The following is a 24578-nucleotide window of genomic DNA, read 5'->3' on the forward strand; positions in this document are numbered from 1 at the left end:
GGTAAAGTAAAGCCCGATATACACTGTTAAAGTATATCGGGCTTTTTATTTTTATCTGCTTTAATTACCTTAAACAGATAAGGTGATTCATTATTTTTTCTACTTCAACGGATTCGCCGCCACACCCTTGAAAGTCATCTTAACAGGCTTAATATAGCCATTTTCATCAAACTCCATTTTATCGATACAAGTTGCACGATGATTATGGTGAGTCTCTTCAAGTGGTCTGCGATGATAAATGATATACCAGTCGTCAGTTCTTTTGTTATGGAAAACCGAATGGTGTCCTGCTCCTGTTGCCACCTCTGGATCCTGCTCAAGTATGGTGTTTATGCGTTCGAAAGGTCCTAGAGGATTGTCTGTTATTGCGTATGCCACCTTGTAGTGTGGACCTCCCCAGCCACCTTCTGACCACATGAAATAGTACTTGCCATCTTTTTTAAACATGAATGGTCCTTCAACATAACCTTCAGGAGTTACCTCTTTATAGAGTTCACCATCTGGAAATGGACGAATTCCAGTGAAGTCATTTTTAAGCAAGACAACATTACAATGTCTCCATCCCCCATAATACATATAGTATGTACTGTCGTTTTCTTTGAAGACAAACTGGTCAATGGGTTGTGCACCATTTACAATTTTATCAATAAGTGGTTTACCCAGTAGATCTTTGTATGGACCTTCAGGTTTATCACTTACTGCAACACCAATTCCTCCAATCTCATCATTGCTCTGAATATCATTTGCAGCGAAGAAAAAGTAGTATTTCCCATCTTTTTCTATAACACCGGGTGCCCACATAGCTTTGTGTGCCCATTTAACCTCTGAGGAGTCTAATATATTTTCGTGCTTTGTCCAGTTTACCAGGTCGGGTGATGAAAAAGCATTAAAGAATATCTGCTCTTCATAATAATCAGAGTAGGTAGGGAAGATCCAATACTTATCGCCATAAATAATGCCTTCCGGATCGGCATACCAGCCATCCAGTACAGGGTTGGAGGAGTATTGAACTTCGGAGTTAGTTTTATTTTTACTTGTATTGCAAGAAAGCATTAACAGTATTGCTGAAGAAATAATTAACAAGGTTTTTTTCATTTTTATTAAATTGTATTGATAAATTGTTAGAGTGTAGTTCAAAAGTAGATAATAAATTTAAAAAGAGCAAAAGAAAGTAACCAGGAATGGTACACTCAGATCGAGGATGAAACCATGAAATACAGATATAACAATAAACTCCTTACCAGAGAACTTTAAGATTACCGGTAGAGTAGTATCCATAGTTGTGGCTCCTCCAACAGATATTGTAGAAAGCTTTCCAAAATATCTTACAAGGAAGGGAGCAAGTAAGAGAGCAATAAGCTCCCGCATGATGTTCGACAGCAATGCAATCGTACCAAGTTCGGCTCCTCTGTACTCTGTAATGAAGATACTTGATAATGAGTAGTACCCAAAACCACTTCCCACGGCAAGTAAATCTGATAATTGTCTGTCTGGCAACAGAAATGATATGATTACACATCCACCCAGAGTGCCAACTATAGTTGCAATTGGCAGCAGGAAATATTTAGGGTTTAGTTTACTGAAACTCTTCAGAGTCTTTGTGTCGCACCCAACACTTAAACCCACAAAGAACATCAATGCACAAAGAACATAAAAACTTAAATCTCTTTCAATCAAGGAGTCAGGTACAAGTCCCATATAGCCAAGCAGGACACCAAGGATAAAAAAAGAGACTATGATGATACTTCCCTTCATGATATTATTTCTTACCCTTATTTATCAATTTCCAAAGAAGTAGTGCCATAAATGCGCTACCAGTTACAGCAGCAATGGTAATGAAAAGTGCTTCTTTCCCAATTGTTGCCAGACCTTTTATTATATCTGGGTTGCTGCCTACCTCCATTCCAAGTATAGCTAAAAGGAGCCAAATTAACACAGTAACAAATTTGGGAATATTACCGAGCTCCTTTTTACGCAGAAAGTAGCCGGTAATACCCCCAATAAGCATAAAAGCTATTACTATGAACATATATGTTTAGTTACCCGAACTATGTTCAATAAACTCTTTCAAATATCTGTCATTCAGCTCATCGCTGTCTCCATAATATTTGCGCACCTCCTCGAGTTTCTTATGCATTGCAATCTGCACATCCTTATACTCGGGATCATTATAGATATTTCTCATCTCCTGAGGATCTTTCTCCAGATCATACATCTCCCACTCATCAATATCATAATAGAAATGAATTAGCTTATATCTTTCAGTGGAGACGCCGTAGTGACGTTTTACCATGTGCTCGGCAGGATATTCATAGTAAGTATAATAAACTGCATCGCGCCACTCATCAGTTTCACCGGAAACAAGTCTGCGGAACGACTTGCCCTGCATCTCTTCAGGTGCTTCAATACCGGCATAGTCGAGAAGTGTGGGAGCATAGTCCAGATTCTGCACCAGCTTGTCAATAACGGTACCAGGCTTGATCTCTTTAGGGTATCTGATCAGTAATGGAGTGCGGAACGACTCTTCATACATGAATCGTTTATCAAACCATCCATGTTCTCCAAGATAGAAACCCTGATCTGATGTGTATATTACAATAGTGTTTTCATCGAGGCCTGATTCCTTAAGGAAGTCGAGCAGTTCACCCACACCATCATCTACTGACTTAATCGTGCGCAGGTAGTCCTTGATATAACGGTTATATTTCCAAACAGCTATTTCTCTGTCTGTCATGTTTGCATAATTGGCTTTGAACTCCTCATTTTGTGGTGTGTAGACCGATAGCCAATGTTCCCTCTGTTCGGGTGTGAACCTCTTAAGCTGATTGTAAAAACCGGTACTGTCACCTTCAGGAGAAACTATAAATTTGAAATCATGACCCCATCTTGCATGACCATGAACCTCCATCTCCTGTTCTCTTGCGGCTGTACCACGACCCTCATAATCATCAAAGAATGAAGCTGGTGGTTCGAAAGTAACATCGTCATACAGAGTTAGATATTCAGGAGCAGGCAGCCAGTTTCTGTGTGGAGCCTTCTGGTGATATAAAACTGCAAACGGTTTATCTTTGTCACGTCTGTTTTTTATCCAGTCGATAGTCTCTTCCGTGATAATATCAGTGCAGTATCCCTCTTTGCGGATCCGTTCTCCATTAATGAAGAAGTCAGGATTATAATAATCCCCCTGTCCCGGCAGTACCATAGAATAATCAAACCCCTGAGGTATACCATCCATGTGAATCTTACCAATCATAGCTGTCTGATATCCGTTTGCCTGCAAAAGTTTTGGGAAATTAGGCTGATCCCAGTCAAAAGGCTGCAGATTGTCAACTTTTCCATTAACAAAACTATGCTTTCCTGTTAGTAATACAGCGCGGCTAGGGGCACTGATTGAGTTTGTAACAGTTGACCGGGTAAACATAGCACCCTCTTCTGCCAGTCTGTCGATATTTGGAGTTTCATTTAGTCCGTGACCATAGGCACTGATAGCCTGATACGCATGATCATCACTCATTATGAAAATGATATTAGGACGATCCTGTTTCTTCTCCTGTTTCTGACAAGATGCCAAGAGGGCCAAAGATCCCAGTCCCAGCATTGTAGCAGAATTAACATTAAAAAGTTTCATAAAGTTCTTATATGTGAGTTTTTTTAAAAATATCCTGAATGAAGGTGTCATTAATGCAAAAATACAAATTATGACAACATTTACTGTAATTTATTTAATTAATTCACCTGCGGATTTTTACTGTACTCACTTATTAAACTTTTAACTGTGTTAACTTCAGATAATTCTTCTTTTATCGAACTTGGATCGTAATAGTTTTTTAGGAACTGGCCAGCTCCGGTCCATACAGTTGCAATAATACCCTTAAACCTATCCGCCATTCCGGGACTAGAATTTTCTCTCAGTTTAATCATATCTGATAGCTGTGATAAAGCTATATCAGGTTTTCTCCAGGGACAGCTTGCAACATCAAAACCCTTCATTGCAAACATAACTGCAGTTGGCTCAGCACGTTCATAATGCCAATCGCATATAAAAACATCTTTTGGAATCATGTCAATTGCACGATGTGTATTATTCATACTTGCCTCCCATAAACCAATGCCAGTTGTTTTTCCATCAATTAATCTATCACCCCATATCATCAACCTTCGGTTTTTAAGTGCAAGATGGTTTCTGATTTTAGTAACCTCTCCTGCAAAAAGCTCTGCTTTATCTCTTCCGCTGCAACGTGGACAGTTATCCTCGCCAATATAAAACACCTCATCCATTCCTGCATGATACATATCAGTTTCAAATGCATCCAGAATCTCATCAACTACTGCAAATACTACATCGTGAACCTCCGGGTGAAGTGGGCAGTAGCTTTTACAGTAGAGTCCATCAGGATTTGGCCAACCTGTATAATCTTCAGTTTTAATATGAGGTGTCTCGTCGAATTCTGGATACTCACGAAGCAAAGCATTAGTGGTATTTGCCCATGACTGATGGCCCAGAAGATTCACCTGTGGAGCTACTTTAATACCGTTACTTTTACATACATCTACAATTTTTTTTACATCCTCGTTGGTTAGTGGATTTGGGTCTCTTAGTTCAGGGTGACTTTCATAGGCATAGTTCCAGTCAACTCTAAGGATTAGTAAGTTGAAGTGTGCAGGAGCCAATTCCTCTTCGATGAATTTCAGAAATAAATCCAGATTGTTGACGTCCGGTGCTGCAATTGCCAATCCTCTGACAGGGAGATCCATTGCTGAGCTTTCGGTCGGTTCCGCTTTAACATACATTGTAAGGAAAGAGAGCAAAATAATGAGCAGGCTAATTTTTTTCATACTACTATATTTTTATAATTAACTGATACATATCATTCTTCAATAAAAAATTTTTCCTTAGTGGCATTACTCTATATTCACAAAGTTAACTGTTTTTATTAAAGATGTAGCGATGTTAAGTCGTTACTTATTATTACTTTTGTATTTGCAGCAGGTCGGTTTGTCGCCCCGTAAACCGGGGAGGAAAGTCCGGGCAACGCAGAGCACCATATTTCCTAACGGGAAGCTGTTCGTGAGGGCAGATTAGCGTAACAGAAAATAACCGCCTTGTTTACAAGGTAAGGGTGAAAAGGTGAGGTAAAAGCTCACCGGGTACCATGGCAACATGGTATGCCGTACGCATTATGGGTTGCAAGGCCATGTATATCGGATAATTAGGGTTGCTCGCCCGATGCCGAGGGGTAGGCCGCTTAGATAAATGACAAACATCCCTTATGGGACACAGAACCCGGCTTATAGACCGGCTGCTTTTTTTTATCATAGCAAGAAATGATTAAATTCGGGAAGAAAAAATACCGGAATGAGATTGATGAACCTGGCAGAATAGAAAAAGTGGAAGCCAAGTTCAGAGAGTTTGTGCATTTTCTGACTTATGGTATCTGGCGATCTAACCCGGATACTTTGTCTAACAGTAAGAATATACTGTATAATGCAACTAAGACAATCATACTCACCGTAAGAAATATCAAGGAGCTGAATATTCCTGCAAGTGCTCGTTCTCTTACTTACCGCACACTTCTTTCGATTGTACCTTTATTAGCTGTCCTATTTGCTATTGCAAGGGGATTTGGGATCGAAAATATAGTTGAGAGCAGCATCTTCAACCTTTTACTGGGAAACTCTCCAAATACAGAGATAGCTTATTCAGTTCCATCTGCAACTACAGACACAATATCTTTATTCTCTGGTGAAACTTCTGTGTTAGATGATGCTTCCACCGGTGTTCTGACAACTGATCAACCTGTATTTTTCAGTGAAGAGACCACAGCTGAAGGAAGAACCAGGGAGTTTATAAACCTGTTGTTTCAGCTGATCGACAATTCACTTGAAGAGGCCAAGGGAGGTGGTATTTTTGCAGGAATCGGTATTCTGTTACTGCTTTATACAATACTTCTGCTTTTTAATGAGATAGAAAATATTTTTAATCAGATATGGCAGGTCCGAAAAGGGAGAAGTGTTGCAAGGAAAGTTACCGATTATACTGCAATGGTTCTTCTTATGCCTCTGTTTTTTATTTTGGTTAATGCTCTGAATATTTTAAGTTATCCTCAAAATCAGACACTTAAAATAATATATATTCTCTACCCGTTTATACCACGTCTGCTGGATATTGTACCCTATATAGTTATCATACTTTTGTTTACTGTACTGTACAAGTTTTTGCCAAATACCAAGGTGAAATTTGGTAATGCACTTATTGCAGGTGTACTTGCCGGTGTTGCATTTCAGGTATTCCAGCTTATGTTTTTGAGCGGGCAACTTTGGATTACCCGATACAATGCTATTTACGGTACATTCGCAGCAATACCTCTTATGCTGCTGTTTATTCAGTTTTCATGGTTCCTAACACTAATAGGGGCAGAGATATCCTATGCTGCACAAAATGTTAGAAAATTCTCCTTTGAAAAGGAAACGCGAAGAGTAAGCAGAAGATATAAGGACTTTTTCACTCTTATTATCGCCTCAGAGATTGTAAAACGTTTTGCTAACGAAAAAACACCTCTTACAGCTGATGAACTTTCCGAAAAGTGTAAGGTTCCTTCGAGGTTAACGAACATTATTCTCGACAATTTGTTGGAGATAAATATAATCTCGGCAACACCTTCTAAAGCTGATGAAAGAGTAATGGCTTTCCAGCCTGCTGTTGATATTCATAATATATCTGTTAATTATCTTATGTCCAGGTTAGATAAAAAGGGTTCAGAGGATTTTATGATAGATACACAGGGAGTATATAGTGAACATTGGAAGGCATTGGTTGACAATCGCATGTATATATATGAAAGCGATAAAGATGTCTTGCTGAAAGATTTATAAAATTTTCTATCTTTGTACTTTATATCAGAGAGAATAAACCACATGAGTTTCATCGGTTCAATAGAAAATGTCGGGTTATATGCATTACTGATGAGGAGAGTATTATCTGTTCCCGACAGGATGCGTGAATTTATGAAAGAGTTCATAAAGGGAGTGTATCAGTTAGGGGTGAATTCAATCTGGATAGTAGTTATCATTTCCTTTTTCATAGGAGCTGTAATTGTTATGCAGATAGCTCTGAATGTGGATTCGCCAATGCTGCCACGTTTTACTGTAGGTGTAGTTTCGCGCGAAATTATTTTACTGGAGTTTTCTTCAACAATAATGTGTTTGATACTCTCAGGTAAAGTGGGCTCAAATGTGGCTTCAGAGATCGGCACAATGAGAATAACCGGGCAGGTTGATGTTCTAGATATAATGGGGGTTAATTCGGCCAACTATCTTATATTGCCAAAAGTGGCAGCTTTCGTCGCTTTTATGCCGGTACTGGTTATTTTCAGTATGTTCATGGGATTGTTTGGTGGTTATGTCATTTGTCTTGTATTAGGAACTCCATCTGTGGAAACATATATATATGGAATCCAGGCATTTTTCAGAGAGTCATTTGTCTGGTACTCTATCACTAAATCGATGCTGTTTGGCTTTATTATTGCATCTGTAGCAGGCTTTTTCGGTTATACCGTAAAAGGTGGAGCATTGGATGTTGGTAAGGCAAGTACTGACTCTGTAGTGATAAATAGTATTCTTATTCTTGTGACCGACCTGGTGTTCACTCAACTGGCAATGGGATAAAAAGCAAAGTAGATGATAGAGGTAAGACATCTGAATATGGAGTTTGAGGGCGATAATGTTTTAAATGACATTAATGCAAGGTTTGATAAAGGCCTTGTTAATATGATTATCGGAAAAAGTGGCTCAGGAAAGACTGTCTTGATGAAATGCATTGTCGGACTATTAACACCAACTTCTGGAGAAATAATGTATGACGGTCATAACTTCTTAGCGTTTAAGACCAAGGAGTTAAGACGTTTGCGAAGAGATATTGGGATGCTTTTCCAAGGTTCAGCGCTTTTTGATTCGAGAACAGTCCTGGAGAATGTGATGTTTCCTCTTGATATGTTTTCAAGGAAGAACAGCAGGGAACGAAGGAAACGTGCGGAATTCTGCCTTGAAAGGGTAGGTCTTTCGGATGCTGCAAATCTTTATCCTTCAGAAATAAGTGGAGGTATGATGAAAAGGGCAGCAATTGCACGAGCAATTTCACTTAATCCCAAATACCTGTTTTGTGATGAACCTAATTCAGGTCTCGATCCAAAAACATCGCAGCTGATAGATGAACTTATAGAAGATATTACAAAGGATTTCATGATGACAACTATTGTAGTGTCACATGATATGAACTCAGTTATAAATATAGGAGATAAAGTAGTTTTTATAAACGAAGGTGTAAAAGAGTGGGAAGGTACAAAATCTGAGGTTATGGATGCTGATAATGAAAAGCTGAACGATTTTGTATTTGCCTCAGATCTTTTCAAAAAAATAAAAGAAGCAGAAGATAAAATTTCTGAAGATAAAAAGGGTTGAGTTTAACCCATAAATATTAATATATATCATAATAAAAGTATGTTAAAGATAAAGAACCTGCATGCAATAGTTGAAAATAAGGAGATACTAAAAGGTATTAATCTGGAAGTAAATCCCGGAGAGATTCATGCTGTAATGGGACCTAACGGGTCGGGTAAAAGTACCCTGGCTTCTGTTCTGGCAGGTCATCCAAAGTTTGAAGTTACTCGTGGCAGTATTCTATTTAATGATAAAGATTTATTGGAAATGGAACCTGAAGACAGAGCAAGGGAAGGTCTGTTTTTAAGTTTCCAGTACCCAGTAGAAATTCCCGGAGTGAGCATGGTGAATTTTATGAGAGCATCAATAAATGAGCAGCGAAAATATAGGGGTGAAGAACCTATATCTGCAACTGACTTTCTAAAGTTGATGCGTGATAAAAGGGAGCTTCTGGGAATGGATAGTCAACTGGTAAGTCGCTCGGTAAATGAGGGCTTTTCAGGTGGGGAAAAGAAAAAGAATGAAATTTTCCAAATGGCAATGATCAATCCTCTTTTATCTATATTAGATGAAACAGACTCAGGACTGGATATTGATGCTCTCAGGGTTGTGGCTGCAGGAGTAAATAAATTGCAGACAAAGGAAAATGCAACTATCCTAATTACACACTACCAGCGTCTGCTTGAGTATATCAAGCCTGACTTTGTACATGTGCTTTTTGATGGAAAAATTATTAAGTCAGGTGGCCCGGATCTAGCAGAGGAGCTGGAAAAGAAAGGCTACGAATGGCTGATTAATCCGTAAACGAGTAAAAAGATGATAGAACAACAATATATTGATCTGTTTGAGAAATACAGAGGTGATCTGGATGCAAATTCTTCAAATGGAATGAATGTGCATCGTGATGCTGCTTTTGAAACATTCAAACAGATAGGCTTTCCAACTTCAAAACAGGAAGATTATAAACATTCAAATATAGTACGTGTTTTCGATGCTGATCTGGGACTGAATCTAAGGAATATCCCCATTCCCGTTAATCCCTATGAGGCATTTAAATGCGATGTCCCAAACCTGAACACACATACATATTTTCTTATAAACGACAGGTTTTATAATGAGGTGGAACAGGGTGAGGGATTACCCGAAGGTGTTTTCGCTGGCAGCTTGAGGCAGTTTTCAGAAGAACATCCCGAGGTGTTTGAGAAATATTATGCAAAAATAGCGGATAGTACAGACAATGGCATTGTAGCATATAATACAATGTTTGTTCAGGATGGCTTTGTTATTTACGTTCCAAAGAATATTGAAGTAGAAAAGCCGCTTCAGCTGATCAATATTCTTCGTGGCGGGGTTGATCTGAATGTCAATCGTCGCTTACTGATTATTGCAGAAGAAAATGCTCATGTAAAACTCCTTGTCTGTGATCACACTGTTGATGAAGTAAGTTTTGTTGTTACACAGGTGACAGAAGTTTTTGCAGATGAGAGTGCTCAGGTGGATGTTTATGAGCTTGAAGAAAACTCCGAAAAAGTAACTCGATTAAACAATCTGTTCAGTGAGCAGAAAGATAACTCAAAGGTTGTAACAAGCAGCATTACTCTTCATAATGGCTATACCAGGAATAATTTCCGTTATAGACTACTTGGTGAGCATGCCGAAGCTCATGCAGGAGGGTTGGCTATTTGTGATAAAGAGCAGCATATTGATAATTTCGCTTTTCTTGATCACTCAAAGCCAAATTGTATGAGCGACGAACTGTTTAAAACTATATTAAATGATAAAGCAACAGGAGTATTCTGCGGGAAGATTCTCGTAGAGAAAGATGCTCAGAAAACACTTGCTTATCAGACTAGCCGGAATCTGTTGAATTCAGAAACAGCTCAGATGTTTGCAAAGCCTCAGCTTGAGATCTATGCAGATGACGTTAAATGTTCTCATGGACTTACGACAGGGCATCTGGATGAAGATTCGCTCTTTTATATGCGTTCGCGTGGTATTGATAAAGAGGAAGCGAGACTGCTGCTCCTGGTAGCTTTTACGCGTGATGTTGTTGATCTTGTTCGCATACCTTCATTACAGGAGAGACTGATATCTCTCATAAATAAGAGATTCAGAGGCGAACTGATGAGATGTGGCAACTGTAACGTTTGTAAATAAAAAGAAATATAATGATTGACATTAATAAAATAAGAACTGATTTTCCAATACTTGCACGAGAGGTTTATGGTAAACCTCTTGTGTACCTGGATAATGCAGCAACTACCCAAAAGCCGCAGTGTGTGATGGATAAGATTACAGAAATGTACTCTACAGTGAACTCAAATGTTCACAGAGGTGTGCATTATCTTAGTCAGGCTGCAACTGATAAGCATGAGGCTGCCAGAAAGACGGTTCAGCGTTTTATTAATGCCAATATTCCAGAAGAAATTGTTTTTACAAGAGGAGCAACTGAGTCGATAAACTTGGTTGCATCCTCTTTTTGCAGATCATTTTGCAAAGAAGGAGATGAAATATTAATAACTGCTATGGAGCACCACTCCAATATCGTTCCATGGCAAATTCAGGCTGATATAAGAGGACTCAAGATAAAGGTAATTCCCATTAATAAGGATGGAGAATTGATAATGGAGGAATTTGAGAAGCTGATATCTCCCCGAACAAAACTTATCGCCGCGACCCATATTTCAAATGTACTTGGTACTATTAATCCAATTGATGAAATTATAAGGATTGCTCACAGTCATAATATTCCTGTACTTATTGATGCTGCACAAAGTGTTCAGCATGCAAAAGTAGATGTTCAGAAAATAGATTGTGACTTCTTGGTTTTCTCTTCTCATAAGATTTACGGACCAACCGGCGTTGGTGTACTTTACGGAAAAGAAGAGTGGTTAAATGCACTACCTCCTTACCAGGGTGGTGGTGAGATGATAGAGAGTGTTTCTTTTGAGAAAACCACATTCAATAAGCTGCCTTTTAAATTTGAGGCAGGAACACCAGATTTTGTGGGCACAGCGGCATTGGCCACTGCACTTGACTATGTGTCATCTATTGGACTGGATAACATAGCTGAATATGAATCTGATCTTTTAAGATATGCTACTGAAAAAATGCTCAATCTTCCGGGGATTAAAATTATTGGAACAGCACAGCATAAAAGTAGCGTGATATCATTTGTATTTAATAAAATACATCCTTATGATATTGGAACTCTTCTTGACAAAATGGGTATAGCTGTAAGAACAGGTCACCACTGCGCCGAACCGTTAATGAAAATAATGGGTGTTGAGGGAACCGTCAGAGCTTCATTTGCCTTCTATAATACTAAAGAAGAGGTTGATATGTTGGTTAAAGGACTGGAAAGAATTATCAAGATGTTTTGAAGTAGTTTATCTATTTTGTTAATTGACAATAGTATCATGGAAGATAAATTTCCTGAATATGCAAGGAATGAAGATCATGCCCTTTTCATTCTATTAAAGAAGAGGGATAAGAAAGCTTTTGCGATGATATATGATAAATATCACCGATATCTCTTTGCTATATCACTTAAATATCTTAAGAACACACAGATGGCTGAGGATGTGGTTCAGCATGTTTTTGTAAAACTGTGGGAGCATACAACTGGTATACAAATTGAGATAAATCTAAAGAACTATCTATTTACAATGACAAAGAATTATATTCTTAATATTTTCAGGGATCAAAAAGATAAGGTTTCATTTAATTATGAAAATGCACAGGTTGAAATTCCGGTACAGGATGATATAATCAAAGATATTGAAGATAAACAGATGAGAGATATTCTATATAAAGTAGTGGATATGTTACCGCCTCAAAAAAAGGAAGTATGTATGAGAAAGCTGAAATCAAATGACAGCAATCAGCAAATAGCTGCTAAGATGGGGATTTCTGTGCATACCGTTAAAGCACACTATCAGGAATCGTTGAAAATAATAAGATCATATTTCAAACAGAGTAAAATAATGTAATAAAAGTTCTAAACGAACTAATATCTTTTTGTAATTAATGTGTCAATAATAAGTAAGAAGTAGTATAGATGCCTATTAGCAGTAAAATAATATACAGAGTACTAAATGAGACCTCATCCAGAAATGAGGCTCGTGAAATTGTGGAGTGGTTCTCTCAAACTATTGAGGGTCAGCACCACTTATCCGATTTAATTGATAGAGATGCATATATTATGGAATATGATGCTGACACAGGTAAATCCTTTACTCCTTTGCAATCAGAGATTCTATTTAACAGAATAGAAAAAAATATACGTAATAAAAGATTAAGAAGGTTTTTTTTCACCACAGCAGCGATATTTCTGCCAATGATGCTATTATTAGGACTAGGATATTATATTAGTTCCCGAACTACACTCTTTCAGGCTACAGAATATGTTGATCTGTATATACCAAAAGGTGAAAGTGGAAGATTGTTTTTTCAGGATGGAACAGAGGTATTTCTTAATTCAGATACAAGAATCCGCTATCCTCAACGTTTCGGGTTTAGAACCAGAGAGGTCTACTTAGATGGAGAGGCTTATTTTAATGTTGCCCCAAACAGTAAAAGACCTTTTATTGTAAATGCACAAAAGACCTTTGTAAGAGTTGCAGGGACATCATTTAATGTAAATGCTTATAGTGAAAATGAAACAATTCAAGTAGTATTAGAAGAGGGAAAAACTTCATTTCATGTAAATGGTCATAGTTATTATATGTCTCCAGGACAAAAGATAGAATACACCAAGAATACAGGGAACGCCGTTTTGATTAATTTATCAAATCCATCAAATGTTTCACTTTGGAAGAATAGCATATTATATTTTCACGATACTCCTCTTATTGAAGCGTTGAAAGTTTTGGAAAGAAAATATGATGTGCAGTTTAATTTAAAATCACCAGAAGCTTTAAATTATAGTTATACTATTACGACAAAAAATAAAGATATTGATTCAGTATTATTTGAATTACAAAAAATTGCACCTGTAAGATTTGAAAAAATTGAAAATAAAATTTTTGTTTCGCTAAATGAATAACTATTTCATTGTATTGAATAGTTTAACTCATCAAAGACAATATTTATAATAGTTCAATATATTCTATATAATAGGGCTATATTTTGTATATTTAAAATATTAAATTAACTTGCAATCAGTTATTGAAAGAAATTAGTTAATTAATTGTATTGCATTGAGAAATATTATTTTAATAATATTATTTGTTTTGAGCATGACATTCTATTTTGAAAATGTAAATGCCCAATCTAACTCAGATGTTGTTAAGCTAAACATCATACTCCACCCTGTGCAAACAATTACTGTTAACTCCTCACAAAGAAGTGTAGACTTAAATTATATTACAGAAGAAGATTACGAAAACGGGGTTACTGCAACTATTGACGATCATCTTTCAGTTACCAGCAGTGGAGGTTTTCAGGTTAATGTTGCCTCAAATGATGACAAATTCTCAAGTTCATCCAATACGGAAGGCATTCCTGCCGGAGATGTGTCGATAAATGCTTTTAATGGTTCTGAAAACAACCTTGATAATATATTTGGTAATGTTATTTTATCTACTAAACCTGAGTCTTTAATTACTTCAAGTACTGGAGGCAGAGACCTTAAATATAGTGTTACCTACGATAATTCTGCCGGCTCTTCCGATAGATATATAAACAAGAAACCAGGTAAAGAAGAGGAGATTTATACTATAGAGGTAACATATACAATAACCTCTAAGTGATAGATGTATTAACCTTTGAGTAATTGGCCTAATTCTAATATTTAAAACAAATCTAAATACTTCCCATTATTTAAAAAATGTTTTATTTAAACAATAATAATTACTGTAATTGTTTAGGTAACATCAAAAATTATTTTATAATTTATACATATTGTCCTTGTTGCAATAATTAATTAATGATAACCGGAAAGGTGTAAAGCGCAATATAACAGATATATAAGAGAGTACAAGGTCTATTAAAAATCACTCTTAGTTAAAAAAAGATAAAAATATGTCTTTAATTTGCAATAATAAAATTATGTATTACTTTTGTCGCGACTTATTTATAAAGATAAAATATATTAATTAATTAACTCTCATAGTTAAATAATAAATGCGCCAAATTAACATTTAGTTGTGGGGACTAGATGATCGGAGAACTGTGATTTACAGTATGGTCTGAGATCTATAACAAGAAGACGCAAATATATAACAGTATAAATCTGAGGAATAGTTTTAGAATTTCAAATATAAACTTCAAATGAAAACAAAAAAAAATTTCGTGTTACTACTTGTTATTGTCTCTTCTTTTTTGAATATAATTGAAATAAAAGCAGAAGAGCCTAAATCCGCAACAGTTAAACTTAATATTGTTCTGAACCCTATACAGACAATTATAGTTAATACTCAGCAAGATGTAGATCTTGTTTATAATACCATTGATAATTATGAAGAAGGTGTGTTTAAAACGATAAAAGATCACCTAAAGATATTTAGTACCGGAGGTTTTGAAGTTAAAGTAAAATCAGATGGTGACTTAAGTAATGGAGATGGTTCTAACATAAAATCGTCAGATATAAAAATATTGGCAGAAAATGGAACCAATAATAAAGTTGAGAACTCCGTAGCAGGGCCTGTTGTACTTGGAGGACCAGAAACACTAATTAATTCCGACTCAGGTGGAAGAGATTTGATGTATGATATCACATACAATAATGAATCTGGGGGCGAAGATAAGTATATCAATCTCTATAAAAATGGTGGGACTAATACTTATTCAACACAAATAACCTATACTATAGCTGCAAAGTAAAAGAGAGACTATTAATCATACCAGTCTTTAGTTTTAATAAAAAGACAAAATGAAATGTTTCAATCAGTTACAAAAAACGATTGAACTTAGAAAGTAGACAAAATGTATCGTATGTCGCAGAGTGACAGGTTGTTATATCTTGGGTGAATTGACTAATTTTACGCTTAGTTAAAAATCATAAAAATAATGTCTTTTATTTGTAAACAACAGGAATTGTCCTAATTTTGCAACGTTTTAGGATTAGAGAAAAATTTCTGTAATACTATCGACTGAAACAAACAGATCAGAACCCAAAATTAGCACCAAATTCTTAAATTGATTCAATTGCAGAATTAATGTGATAATTTAATGAGTCTGAGATTTGCAATAAAATGTCTAAAAAATAAACTATGTACTTTACAATTATATAAAATTAATCACAAATGAAAACAAAAAGCTTTTTAATTACAGCTCTAATTATTTTATCAGGCATTCTAAATGTAAACAGTGTATTTGCAGAAACCACAAATAACACTGATAATGTCACCCTTAACATTAAATTAAATCCTATTCAGACAATTCAAGTTAATCCTGATCAGAAAACAGTGGATATAGTTTATTCTGAAATTGATGATTATCAGAACGGTCTTTTTGTAAACAAACTTGACCATCTGCAGATATTCAGTACTGGTGGGTTCGAGGTAAAGGTTAATTCAGCAGATAAATTGACTAACGATAAAGGGAAAGAGATTTTGGCATCAGATATAACTGTTCTAGCAACTCCAGGTACAGGAAACAGACTAGAAATGGAAGAAAGAGAAGCTGTAGCTTTAGGAAGCGAACAGACTTTAATTGCATCTAAAATAGGTGGTAGAGATCTGAAATATAGTGTAACATATAATAATGCACTTAGTGAAGAAGACAAATATCTGAATCTTTATGATAAAGATGCCAATAATATTTTTACAACCGAGGTAACGTACACAATTATTGCTAACTAAGAGATATAAGTATATGAGTAAAGAAAGGGAGGAGGAAAATTTATTTAACTCATCCCTTTTTTTTGCTTAGTCCAAAAATTTAATTAATGAAATGAGGTTAGAGAAATTACCTGATGTTGTATTTAAGTGCATGTCGATTATATGTTTGCTTCTAGTTGCAACTTATTCACTTTTTTCTCAGATTGGAATATCTGTTTCACCTCCGAGACTCTACTATGATTTAAATCCCGGGGAAACAGGTACACAGAAGGTATTGGTAAACAACATCAGCAAAGAGCATATTATGAGTCTTTCCATTACGTTTGGCGACTGGAAATATGATGAACTGGGGAATAACATGATGTTCCCTCCTGACTCATTGAATTTCTCATGTGCTTCCTGGCTGAGTATTGATGAAGGTACCTATTTTACATTAAATCCAGGTGAAAACCGTGAGATTGAATTAAGAATGAGCGTGCCTGAAGAAACCGAAGGCTATAAAAGCTCTGTAAACACTGCAATGGTATATGTAACTCAGATGAATGCAGTAGATGGAGTGGATGCTGACGGTGCCGCAATAAAGGTGAATGTCAGACAAGGTATTAAAGTGTATCATAATGATGCAAGTGCAACTAAAAAATTGATTGAGATTGTTGAGCTTTCATTAGATAGTGAAAATGACAGATTAAGGCTGAGTTTTAATAATTCAGGGAATATATGGGCAAATGGAACTGTGAATACAACTCTTTTTAATCAGAATACAGGTGATGAGATTGTACTTGATGAATCAGTTTTTTACACCCTTCCAGGGGATAAAAGAACTATGTTCTTACCTTTTGGGAAAGATTTGGCTAGTGGGGAATATATTGCAACTATAATTATCGATTATGGTGATGAGGTAGCTCTGGAAGCAGCGGAGCTTCAATTTAGTTATGAATAAACGTCTGTTTGGCATATCATTATTATTAATCATTGCTTCATTTTCTTATGGACAACTAACATTCGACGGCTGGAGTCAAGGTTATTTAGGTGTATATTCATATAGTGGAGCAGATATGAGTGGTGCAATAACTCTGAATATTCAATATACTGGGACCGATCTGTATGAGCCAAACTGGAAGGTTTCAGTCGAGGTGGTCATTCCTTTTGAGCAAAATAAAAATAAGAGATTAACAGACAAAATTAAATTAGAACTTTCAAGTGTCAATGAATCAGGCAATAATCCAAGGAAGATACAATCTGTAGAAAATATTGTTCAGCCTGTGATTCCTGTAAGAATCCAGGATTACACCAAAGTGTATCTGGTGCCTTCATCTTTAACAGAGCTCTACTATTCAAGTCAATATGGCGGCTATTATAATTTGCAAATATTATTGAACTTTATTTTGGAGGGTGGCAGCTATTTGTCAAACATGAAGAACAGCACTTTTGATGGTGAAATGCTTTTCAGATTACACAATCAGGATGATGTTGTAATTGGCACTTATAGTTGCCCATTTAGAGTTCAGATTCACAATCTACCTGGTACACCTCCTGTCGAGGAGGAATATTCAATCAGTTTTTCTAGTGAAGCAACTAATGCAAGTATCGAATATAATTCGATTTCAGATTATGTAAATGGTAAAAGTGTTACATTCCTAAATGGATTAACTGTTTCTGCAACAACAGATTATGAGATCTCTGTTCGTTCTGTTGATGCTAATTTTACTTCAGAAACCGGAGAAACTCTGCCACTCGAAATAGTTAAATTGAAATTGTCAGGCAGAGATGGTGATAGCGGACTTACGGAATTGTCGACAAATAAAAAAGTTGTATTGCAGAGTCAATCCACTAATGGGTTGTCAGTTAATTATAATGTGACATATTCAACAAGTTCAAATGATACGCGGCTATATAATGTTCCTTCAAAAAACTATAGTACGCAGTTAATGTATGAGATTTCACCTTTATAAGAAATGAGAGGCAACAGAATGATGCCTTTAATAGTAGCGTTTATATTGACCCAGCTTTGTACCCTGAGTATAGTACAAGCACAGACTGCCAATAATGATCAAATTATTATGGAAGTGGGTGAATCATATATAAATGAACATATAATTAGTCATATTATTAAAATAAAAAACAGATCAGAACTTGAATTTAAAGGTACTCTCAAATTTGATTCAGAATCAGAAATAAATACTCTTTCAAAAAATGATCGTGAGGTTAACTTATTACCAGGTGATAGTAGCTTTTTTGCGTTCAGATTAGTTATTAGCAAGAATTTAAGTGCAGGGATAAAACCTCTTAGATATACTCTATATAATGAGGAGGATAATTCAGTTTTAGTTAAGGAGATGAATTATAAGGTTGAAGTTCGTGAGAATATAAACCTAATAACAGATGATACACCATTAATGGTTATAAATCCTGAAGACTCAGTGAGAATTAATGTGACAGTTAACAACATGGGTAATTTAACTGAAGAGGTGACTTTGGTATTTAACATACCTGAAATACGCGGAATACCCCAGTTTACAGAGTTGAAGTTAAGAGTAGAACCAATGAGTAGAAAGACACAAACATTCAGTTTTATTGTAAGCAGCAACCTCCTTATTAAACCTCAGTTCCCAGTTTACATTTCTGCGATGAAAGGGAGAGATAAGAAACTCTTTGGCAGCAGAAATTTAATTGTACAGAATGTAAGTTCTAATAAGAGTTTTGGAGATATTAATGCTATTCAGGATATAATGCTCTCAAGAGGGGCTTCTGATAATTCTTTATCTTTGAGTTACAGTCAATATAATAGATATTCAAGTATGCTTCAATTGCAGGGTGGAAAAATGTTTAACCTTCCAGCAGGCTATATTCACTTGAAAGGTAATCTATATAAATATGGCTCATCGGATGTTCCTGTTTCAACCGGTACTTCCCTCACTTATAAATTAAATGATAATGAATTTATTGTTGGCAATGTGAGCGAATATATGGAACTACCAATGTATGGAAGAGGTGCTAAGATGAAGTTTTCTGATGGTAACGATGGTGTGTCATTTACAGTAGGGGCAATTGATCAGAACTATAATCTTTTTAGCGATCGCACCTGGTTCAGTGATTATTATTCTTTCTATGCTAAGGCTGAGCTGGGTGCAAATAGCCATAGCAATGGTGTACAGTTATCCTACCTATATCAGAGTAACATATATGAGAGTGCCAACTTTCACGTAAGCAGTCTGAAGTGGAGATCAGATATTGGGGAGAAATGGAACATTGATATGTCGGCACATGGCGCAATGGGTTTATATGAAATAACTGAAACCCCTAAGTTTACAGGTGCTGCAGAAATTAAATACAGAGGAGCTATTTCTGACTTAGTGACATTAAATGGATCGGCATATTATAGTGACCCATATTTTCCGGGTAGCAGAAAGGGAACGGTTAACTTTAACCAGGGTTTTGGTCTAAAAATTATAAATGATATAAACCTCAGCGGAAACATTGGTTATAATAAAACAGAGCCCAAATCATATGCTAATAACTACAATTATAGCTCAGAATATAGTAATGCAAATATCTTTTTGTCTTTGCCCAGTTTGAAAAAGCTATCCGGTTCTTTATACTATAGATTACAGGGTGAGAGCTCTACGAGTTACTCACAAAGTATTGATAATGATGATTCTTTGCGACCCTTAGGTATGAGTTCAAACAGACTGGGTTTGCAATTGAGATGGCAAGGTTCAAAAACAAAACACTCCATTCTCGGTACATTTGAAGCTGGAGTATTTAAAGATCCTTTGAGTGAAAACATCAGAAATCAGGCAAAATCAACTTTAAATTACTCTTATGACTGGTTGAATATGAATATTTCATATCAGAGAGGAGCATACTATTTATATGAGCATCTCCTGTCATCTCGCCAGAATAAAGACTTTTACAGGTTCTCATCCTCAATTTCGGCAAATAAGGAAATATCAAAGAAATTAATATTCTCGTCCGGCATAAATTTTACACGTGATAATTACCAGGGGAATGTTCCATCTGTAAATATGAGTGTAAACTGGATGGCAAAGGATAATTTTGCCATTTTTATGAATAGTTACTGGTATAGGTATGAGTTTGTTAGCAAGGTGAATACATATAATATACAGGCAGGTGTGACCTATACATTCAGGAGCTTCCAACAAAATTCAGGTAAAAAAAGCAGATTGATTGCGCAGGTATACTATGATCGTAATGCAAATAATAAATATGATGATGGAGATGAACCTGCAAATGATTATTTAATAAGCCTGAACAAGAAAGTTTTTATCACTGATAAACTTGGACGTATTCGTTATTCAAATGTGCCATTTGGTGAGGTTAATTTAAAATCATATAGTGATAAAAGCTGGACTTTTGAAGAGAAAAATATAGAAATAAATAAATTCAAAACGAAAGTCAATATTCCATTAAAACAGAGTGGAACATTGCAGGGTTCGGTGAAATATCTGAAAGGGGAGTTTAGTATGAGCACTTCTCAAAAACTTGAAGGTTTGAGGTTTACTATCTCCAACAGTGACAATAGTATCAATCGTACAGTTGTCTCTGATAGTAACGGTAATATTCTTACATTCCTGCCAAATGGTGTTTATACTATTCAACTTAGTAAAAATAGTCTTCCAGAACATACAGATTCTGTTAATCCTCAGCAGATATTCCAAATTGAGGCAGGAAAGGTAACTAAGCTTGATGATTTTGAGATCATAGTGAAGGAGCGTAAAATAAATATTAAGCGTTTCTAAGTTGATATACTGAAAAATATGATTAAATTGTTAAAAATTAATTGTTGCTAATACTTTATATGATGTCATGTGTCCATATTAAAGAAGAATCATAATATGATTTTATTTTTGTTAAATCAATATCAGTGTTTAATTGTTCTTTTATATTTTTTTAATATGTAATACATACAACCCATGAGAAGAATTTATTTTGAAAAAAAGATCATTTTTCTTATTTCCTTTTTGTGCCTAAGCCTGACAATTAGTTCAGCGCAAAAAGTAAGTTTGAATATGAATGGCGAAAATCTAAGTAAAGTGCTCGAAAGTATTTCGATGCAGACAGGTTATTCATTGGCTTATAGTAAAGAAGTGGTTAATTTAGATGATGCAGTAACTATCCGAGCCAATCAGGAAGAATTGACTAATGTACTAGACCAGTTGTTAACACCTAGGAACTTGGGATATGAGATCTCAGAAGGAAAAATCTATATCTTATACCGAAAAGCAGAAGAAGTAACTAAAACTTCAGTTAAAACGCTGCAAAATCAACCTCAACGTCAACAGATAAGAGGAGTAGTAACAGATAATAGCGGTGAACCTATTATTGGAGCAAATATTTTAGTGACAGGTACATCTATAGGAACTGTAACGGACATTGAGGGAAGATATTCATTAGAGGTTTCAAGAGGTTCACAATTAAGATTTTCATACATAGGGTATGTAGATCAGGTTTTTACTATTAATAACCAAACTATTTTAGATGTTGTACTAAGGGAAGACACAGAATTACTTGAAGAGGTAGTTGTAGTAGGATATGGATCTCAGAAAAAAGAAACTTTGTCAGGATCGATTTCTTCTATCACAGCAAATGATATCACTACTACTAAAACAGAAAACCTTATTAATAATATTCAGGGTAAGGTTCCCGGTTTGCTGATTCGTCAGATGTCAGGTGAGCCTGGTACATTCAATAACTCAATAAGTATTCGTGGTTATGGTGAACCAATGATTGTTATTGATGGTATTGTTAGAAATGGAACATCAGATTTGGCGCAGATAAATAGTAATGATATTGAAAGTATATCAGTATTGAAAGATGCTTCTGCAGCTATTTATGGACTTGGAGCAGCAAATGGGGTAATAATAGTTACTACAAAAAAAGGTCAGTCCGGGAAATCAAGTGTTTCTTATTCAGGTTTATTTGGAGTAAAAGTTCCTACTGCAATTGAACCAACTGTAGATGCTGTTACATATTATAAACTTGCAAATGAAATAAATAAAAACGATAAACAACCGATTACATATTCAGATGATTTTATACAAAAGTATATCAATCATGAGCCAGGATATACTGACTTTAACTGGTATGATCTGTTTATGAAAGATTATACAGTATCAAACTCACATAATGTATCAGTAAGAGGTGGTACTGATAAAATAAGATACTTTACCAGTTTAGGTTACGATGATGACGAAGGTCTACTTGCAAGTAATATTCAGTATTACAAAAGATTTAATCTTAGAGGAACAATTACAGCAAACTTAACAGACGATCTGGAGATGAACTTTTCAACTTCTGCGAGAATTGATGATACGAGAAGAACAAGAGAAGACTTTATATGGAACTATAAAACATTACTTGTAAATGAAAGAGGTAAAGGCTGGCATACAATTGATAACGAACAACACTATACAGACCTTGCACCAGAAAGTAAAAACATTGCAGCTTTGACCGACCCTGATGTTGATGGTTATAATTTATTTAAAAACCGCAGATATCAGACAACTGTTGACCTTGTTTATAAATTCCCAACTATAAAAGGACTTACGGCAGGTATAACAGGTGCATATGACTATAGTACATGGTATGCACAGTCACTTCAGAAATCTTATGGATTATATGATTATTATACTGATGAGTTTTCTAAAACATTTGGTACTGATAACATAAGAAATCAGATGCAGATGCAACAGAGAGTATATGGAAGAGCTCAATTAAACTATACTAACTCATTTGGAAACCATAACTTGAATGGTACATTTGTAACGGAGTTTAATAAATCAAGAGGAGACTACTTATCAGGAGGAAGAGACTATAAAGAGCTGTTTACTAAAGATATTCTTGATCAGGGTTCTGCTTCGTCAGCAACCAATAGCGGTAATAGAAACCTTCAGGCAGAAGCTGCTTATCTGGCAAGAGTAAATTATGACTACTCAGGCAAGTATTTAGTTGAATTAATAGGTAGATATGATGGTACATACCGTTATGCACCTGGCAAACGTTGGGCATTTTTCCCTTCAGTCAGTATAGGTTGGAGAATCTCAGAGGAGTCCTTTATAAAAGATAATTTTGCAGCTATCAGTAACCTTAAAATTAGAGCCTCTTATGGTGAAACTGGAACAAACACTGGCTCCGCATTTCAATATATACCAGGTTTTTCGAACAGCGGTGTGTATTCATTTAACGGATCAAGCGTGACAACTGGTATGAGTTCTAATATGTTAGTTTCTGATAAACTTACATGGATGACTTCACTTACAAAGAATATCGGTCTTGATATAGATTTATGGCAAGGTAAGCTATCAGGAAACATAGATGTATTTGAAAGAAGAAATACAGGTATTCTGGCTAGTCGTCAGCAAACTATTCCTACCGACTTATTGGGTGCTTCATTTTCTCAGGAAAACTTAAATTCTAACAGGAATTTTGGTATTGAACTAGGGTTATCACACAGGAATAAAGTAAATAAAGATTTCTCATATACCGTGGGACTTAACTACACATACGCCCGTTTGCAAAACTTACATGTTGAAGGAAGTTCAAACTACAACACTTCAATGAGTATTTGGCAGAATAGCAATGAAAATCGATATGTAGGAAGACATACAGGGACATTCTACACTTTAGCAGGAGGTTCATATACTTCTCTAGCTGATTATGAAAATGCGCCACTACATAATACATCTATCGGTAACAGTATGATGCTTCCAGGATCTTGGATAATTGAAGATTTAAACGGTGACGGAGTAATTGATGGTAATGACCGCAGTTATAATCATTGGAATGTAGGTTTAAATCCACCACTACAATTTGGTTTAACATATTCAATGACATATAAGGATTTTGATATGAATATGTTGATTCAGGGGGCATCAGGGCACTCAATTCAATATAAAATGGATGATATATGGGGTTATGGTCGCTATCCTTCAACTTATGAAAAATATCTTGACCGCTGGCATACTGTTCAACCAGATGCTGATCCATTTAATCCTCAAACTGAGTGGGCATCAGGGTATTGGCCAGCTCTGAGAAGTTATAATACTTATAATAGCTATACGAGAGATGCTGTTAATACGGCTCGTCAGATAATACCTGGTACTTATGCACGTTTGAAAAGTTTAGAGATCGGATATACATTTGAAAAAGATGTATTAGGCAAACTTGGAATTAATAGTTGTCGTGTTTTCATTACAGGCTATAATCTTTTCACAGTATGTAACCCTTTGTTAAAAGGCGCCGACCCTGAAAAGATTGAAGGAGACTGGAATGCAGGGTTAACTTATCCTTTGATGAGAACATATAATTTTGGGATTAATTTAAACTTTTAAATGATTT

Annotated in this window: 20 protein-coding genes and 1 other RNA gene; 16 read left to right on the forward strand and 5 right to left on the reverse strand. The window is 35.7% G+C overall.

The features are described from left to right. Positions 1 to 99: 99 nt before the first annotated feature. From BN1354_RS10560 to BN1354_RS10580, 5 genes are all read right to left on the reverse strand, one after another. Positions 100 to 1053, reverse strand: a complete 954-nt coding sequence (locus BN1354_RS10560) for a glycoside hydrolase family 43 protein (RefSeq protein ID WP_231623127.1) — start codon at positions 1051 to 1053, stop codon at positions 100 to 102. A gap of 99 nt (positions 1054 to 1152) precedes the next feature. Beyond that, positions 1153 to 1755: a LysO family transporter gene (locus BN1354_RS10565; protein ID WP_053827081.1), complete on the reverse strand. Its 603-nt coding sequence runs from the start codon at positions 1753 to 1755 to the stop codon at positions 1153 to 1155. A 4-nt stretch (positions 1756 to 1759) separates the two neighbouring features. After that, positions 1760 to 2029 (reverse strand): LysO family transporter, encoded by a 270-nt coding sequence (locus BN1354_RS10570; protein ID WP_045090532.1) that lies wholly within the window; start codon positions 2027 to 2029, stop codon positions 1760 to 1762. A gap of 6 nt (positions 2030 to 2035) precedes the next feature. Further along, positions 2036 to 3628: a sulfatase family protein gene (locus BN1354_RS10575; RefSeq protein WP_045090531.1), complete on the reverse strand. Its 1593-nt coding sequence runs from the start codon at positions 3626 to 3628 to the stop codon at positions 2036 to 2038. Positions 3629 to 3726: 98 nt separating this feature from the next. After that, positions 3727 to 4791, reverse strand: a complete 1065-nt coding sequence (locus BN1354_RS10580; RefSeq protein WP_394331738.1) for a family 20 glycosylhydrolase — start codon at positions 4789 to 4791, stop codon at positions 3727 to 3729. A gap of 192 nt (positions 4792 to 4983) precedes the next feature. Here BN1354_RS10580 and rnpB point away from each other — a divergent pair. The 16 genes from rnpB (at position 4984) to BN1354_RS10655 (ending at position 24571) form a co-directional block, all read left to right on the forward strand. Continuing rightward, positions 4984 to 5308, forward strand: an RNA gene (gene rnpB / locus BN1354_RS11790) — RNase P RNA component class A. Positions 5309 to 5325: 17 nt separating this feature from the next. Continuing rightward, positions 5326 to 6873, forward strand: coding sequence for a YihY/virulence factor BrkB family protein (locus BN1354_RS10585; RefSeq protein WP_052673236.1), 1548 nt, complete (start codon positions 5326 to 5328; stop codon positions 6871 to 6873). A gap of 42 nt (positions 6874 to 6915) precedes the next feature. Beyond that, entirely contained in the window at positions 6916 to 7665 is a 750-nt protein-coding gene (locus BN1354_RS10590) for an MlaE family ABC transporter permease (RefSeq protein ID WP_053827083.1), read from the forward strand. A gap of 12 nt (positions 7666 to 7677) precedes the next feature. Beyond that, positions 7678 to 8457 carry an ABC transporter ATP-binding protein gene (locus BN1354_RS10595; protein ID WP_053827084.1) on the forward strand — a complete coding sequence of 260 codons (780 nt, stop codon included), beginning with the start codon at positions 7678 to 7680 and terminating at the stop codon, positions 8455 to 8457. Positions 8458 to 8496: 39 nt separating this feature from the next. Beyond that, the gene (gene sufC, locus BN1354_RS10600; protein WP_045090527.1) at positions 8497 to 9240 is read left to right on the forward strand and encodes a Fe-S cluster assembly ATPase SufC; all 744 of its coding nucleotides are present in this window, start codon (positions 8497 to 8499) and stop codon (positions 9238 to 9240) included. 12 nt (positions 9241 to 9252) lie between these two features. Next, entirely contained in the window at positions 9253 to 10593 is a 1341-nt protein-coding gene (gene sufD / locus BN1354_RS10605) for a Fe-S cluster assembly protein SufD (RefSeq protein WP_053827085.1), read from the forward strand. Positions 10594 to 10604: 11 nt separating this feature from the next. Further along, positions 10605 to 11819: an aminotransferase class V-fold PLP-dependent enzyme gene (locus BN1354_RS10610; RefSeq protein ID WP_197272054.1), complete on the forward strand. Its 1215-nt coding sequence runs from the start codon at positions 10605 to 10607 to the stop codon at positions 11817 to 11819. 36 nt (positions 11820 to 11855) lie between these two features. After that, positions 11856 to 12428 carry an RNA polymerase sigma-70 factor gene (locus tag BN1354_RS10615; protein WP_053827086.1) on the forward strand — a complete coding sequence of 191 codons (573 nt, stop codon included), beginning with the start codon at positions 11856 to 11858 and terminating at the stop codon, positions 12426 to 12428. Positions 12429 to 12496: 68 nt separating this feature from the next. After that, entirely contained in the window at positions 12497 to 13483 is a 987-nt protein-coding gene (locus tag BN1354_RS10620; RefSeq protein WP_053827087.1) for a FecR family protein, read from the forward strand. A gap of 193 nt (positions 13484 to 13676) precedes the next feature. Beyond that, on the forward strand, positions 13677 to 14189 hold the full coding sequence (locus tag BN1354_RS10625; protein ID WP_053827088.1) for a hypothetical protein: 513 nt from the start codon (positions 13677 to 13679) through the stop codon (positions 14187 to 14189). A gap of 520 nt (positions 14190 to 14709) precedes the next feature. Then, positions 14710 to 15261 carry a hypothetical protein gene (locus BN1354_RS10630; protein ID WP_053827089.1) on the forward strand — a complete coding sequence of 184 codons (552 nt, stop codon included), beginning with the start codon at positions 14710 to 14712 and terminating at the stop codon, positions 15259 to 15261. Between the two features lie 422 nt (positions 15262 to 15683). Next, complete coding sequence (locus BN1354_RS10635) at positions 15684 to 16241, forward strand: hypothetical protein (RefSeq protein WP_053827090.1); 558 nt, start codon at positions 15684 to 15686, stop codon at positions 16239 to 16241. Positions 16242 to 16332: 91 nt separating this feature from the next. Next, positions 16333 to 17160 (forward strand): fimbrial biogenesis chaperone, encoded by an 828-nt coding sequence (locus BN1354_RS10640; RefSeq protein WP_053827091.1) that lies wholly within the window; start codon positions 16333 to 16335, stop codon positions 17158 to 17160. Beyond that, entirely contained in the window at positions 17153 to 18172 is a 1020-nt protein-coding gene (locus tag BN1354_RS10645) for a hypothetical protein (RefSeq protein WP_053827092.1), read from the forward strand. The genes BN1354_RS10640 and BN1354_RS10645 overlap by 8 nt, the downstream gene beginning before the upstream one ends. A gap of 3 nt (positions 18173 to 18175) precedes the next feature. Continuing rightward, positions 18176 to 20980: a COG1470 family protein gene (locus tag BN1354_RS10650; RefSeq protein WP_053827093.1), complete on the forward strand. Its 2805-nt coding sequence runs from the start codon at positions 18176 to 18178 to the stop codon at positions 20978 to 20980. 270 nt (positions 20981 to 21250) lie between these two features. Next, positions 21251 to 24571, forward strand: a complete 3321-nt coding sequence (locus tag BN1354_RS10655) for a TonB-dependent receptor (RefSeq protein WP_231623109.1) — start codon at positions 21251 to 21253, stop codon at positions 24569 to 24571. Positions 24572 to 24578: the final 7 nt, after the last annotated feature.

Source organism: Lascolabacillus massiliensis, from assembly GCF_001282625.1.
GTDB lineage: Bacteria > Bacteroidota > Bacteroidia > Bacteroidales > Dysgonomonadaceae > Proteiniphilum > Proteiniphilum massiliensis.

Bases quoted from the DNA above. Each gene is read 5' to 3' on its own strand.
- BN1354_RS10560 (WP_231623127.1), bottom strand. From the start codon at position 1,053: ATGCTTTCTTGCAATACAAGTAAAAATAAAACTAACTCCGAAGTTCAA.
- BN1354_RS10565 (WP_053827081.1), bottom strand. From the start codon at position 1,755: ATGAAGGGAAGTATCATCATAGTCTCTTTTTTTATCCTTGGTGTCCTG.
- BN1354_RS10570 (WP_045090532.1), bottom strand. From the start codon at position 2,029: ATGTTCATAGTAATAGCTTTTATGCTTATTGGGGGTATTACCGGCTAC.
- BN1354_RS10575 (WP_045090531.1), bottom strand. From the start codon at position 3,628: ATGAAACTTTTTAATGTTAATTCTGCTACAATGCTGGGACTGGGATCT.
- BN1354_RS10580 (WP_394331738.1), bottom strand. From the start codon at position 4,791: ATGTATGTTAAAGCGGAACCGACCGAAAGCTCAGCAATGGATCTCCCT.
- BN1354_RS10585 (WP_052673236.1), top strand. From the start codon at position 5,326: ATGATTAAATTCGGGAAGAAAAAATACCGGAATGAGATTGATGAACCT.
- BN1354_RS10590 (WP_053827083.1), top strand. From the start codon at position 6,916: ATGAGTTTCATCGGTTCAATAGAAAATGTCGGGTTATATGCATTACTG.
- BN1354_RS10595 (WP_053827084.1), top strand. From the start codon at position 7,678: ATGATAGAGGTAAGACATCTGAATATGGAGTTTGAGGGCGATAATGTT.
- sufC (WP_045090527.1), top strand. From the start codon at position 8,497: ATGTTAAAGATAAAGAACCTGCATGCAATAGTTGAAAATAAGGAGATA.
- sufD (WP_053827085.1), top strand. From the start codon at position 9,253: ATGATAGAACAACAATATATTGATCTGTTTGAGAAATACAGAGGTGAT.
- BN1354_RS10610 (WP_197272054.1), top strand. From the start codon at position 10,605: ATGATTGACATTAATAAAATAAGAACTGATTTTCCAATACTTGCACGA.
- BN1354_RS10615 (WP_053827086.1), top strand. From the start codon at position 11,856: ATGGAAGATAAATTTCCTGAATATGCAAGGAATGAAGATCATGCCCTT.
- BN1354_RS10620 (WP_053827087.1), top strand. From the start codon at position 12,497: ATGCCTATTAGCAGTAAAATAATATACAGAGTACTAAATGAGACCTCA.
- BN1354_RS10625 (WP_053827088.1), top strand. From the start codon at position 13,677: ATGACATTCTATTTTGAAAATGTAAATGCCCAATCTAACTCAGATGTT.
- BN1354_RS10630 (WP_053827089.1), top strand. From the start codon at position 14,710: ATGAAAACAAAAAAAAATTTCGTGTTACTACTTGTTATTGTCTCTTCT.
- BN1354_RS10635 (WP_053827090.1), top strand. From the start codon at position 15,684: ATGAAAACAAAAAGCTTTTTAATTACAGCTCTAATTATTTTATCAGGC.
- BN1354_RS10640 (WP_053827091.1), top strand. From the start codon at position 16,333: ATGAGGTTAGAGAAATTACCTGATGTTGTATTTAAGTGCATGTCGATT.
- BN1354_RS10645 (WP_053827092.1), top strand. From the start codon at position 17,153: ATGAATAAACGTCTGTTTGGCATATCATTATTATTAATCATTGCTTCA.
- BN1354_RS10650 (WP_053827093.1), top strand. From the start codon at position 18,176: ATGAGAGGCAACAGAATGATGCCTTTAATAGTAGCGTTTATATTGACC.
- BN1354_RS10655 (WP_231623109.1), top strand. From the start codon at position 21,251: ATGAATGGCGAAAATCTAAGTAAAGTGCTCGAAAGTATTTCGATGCAG.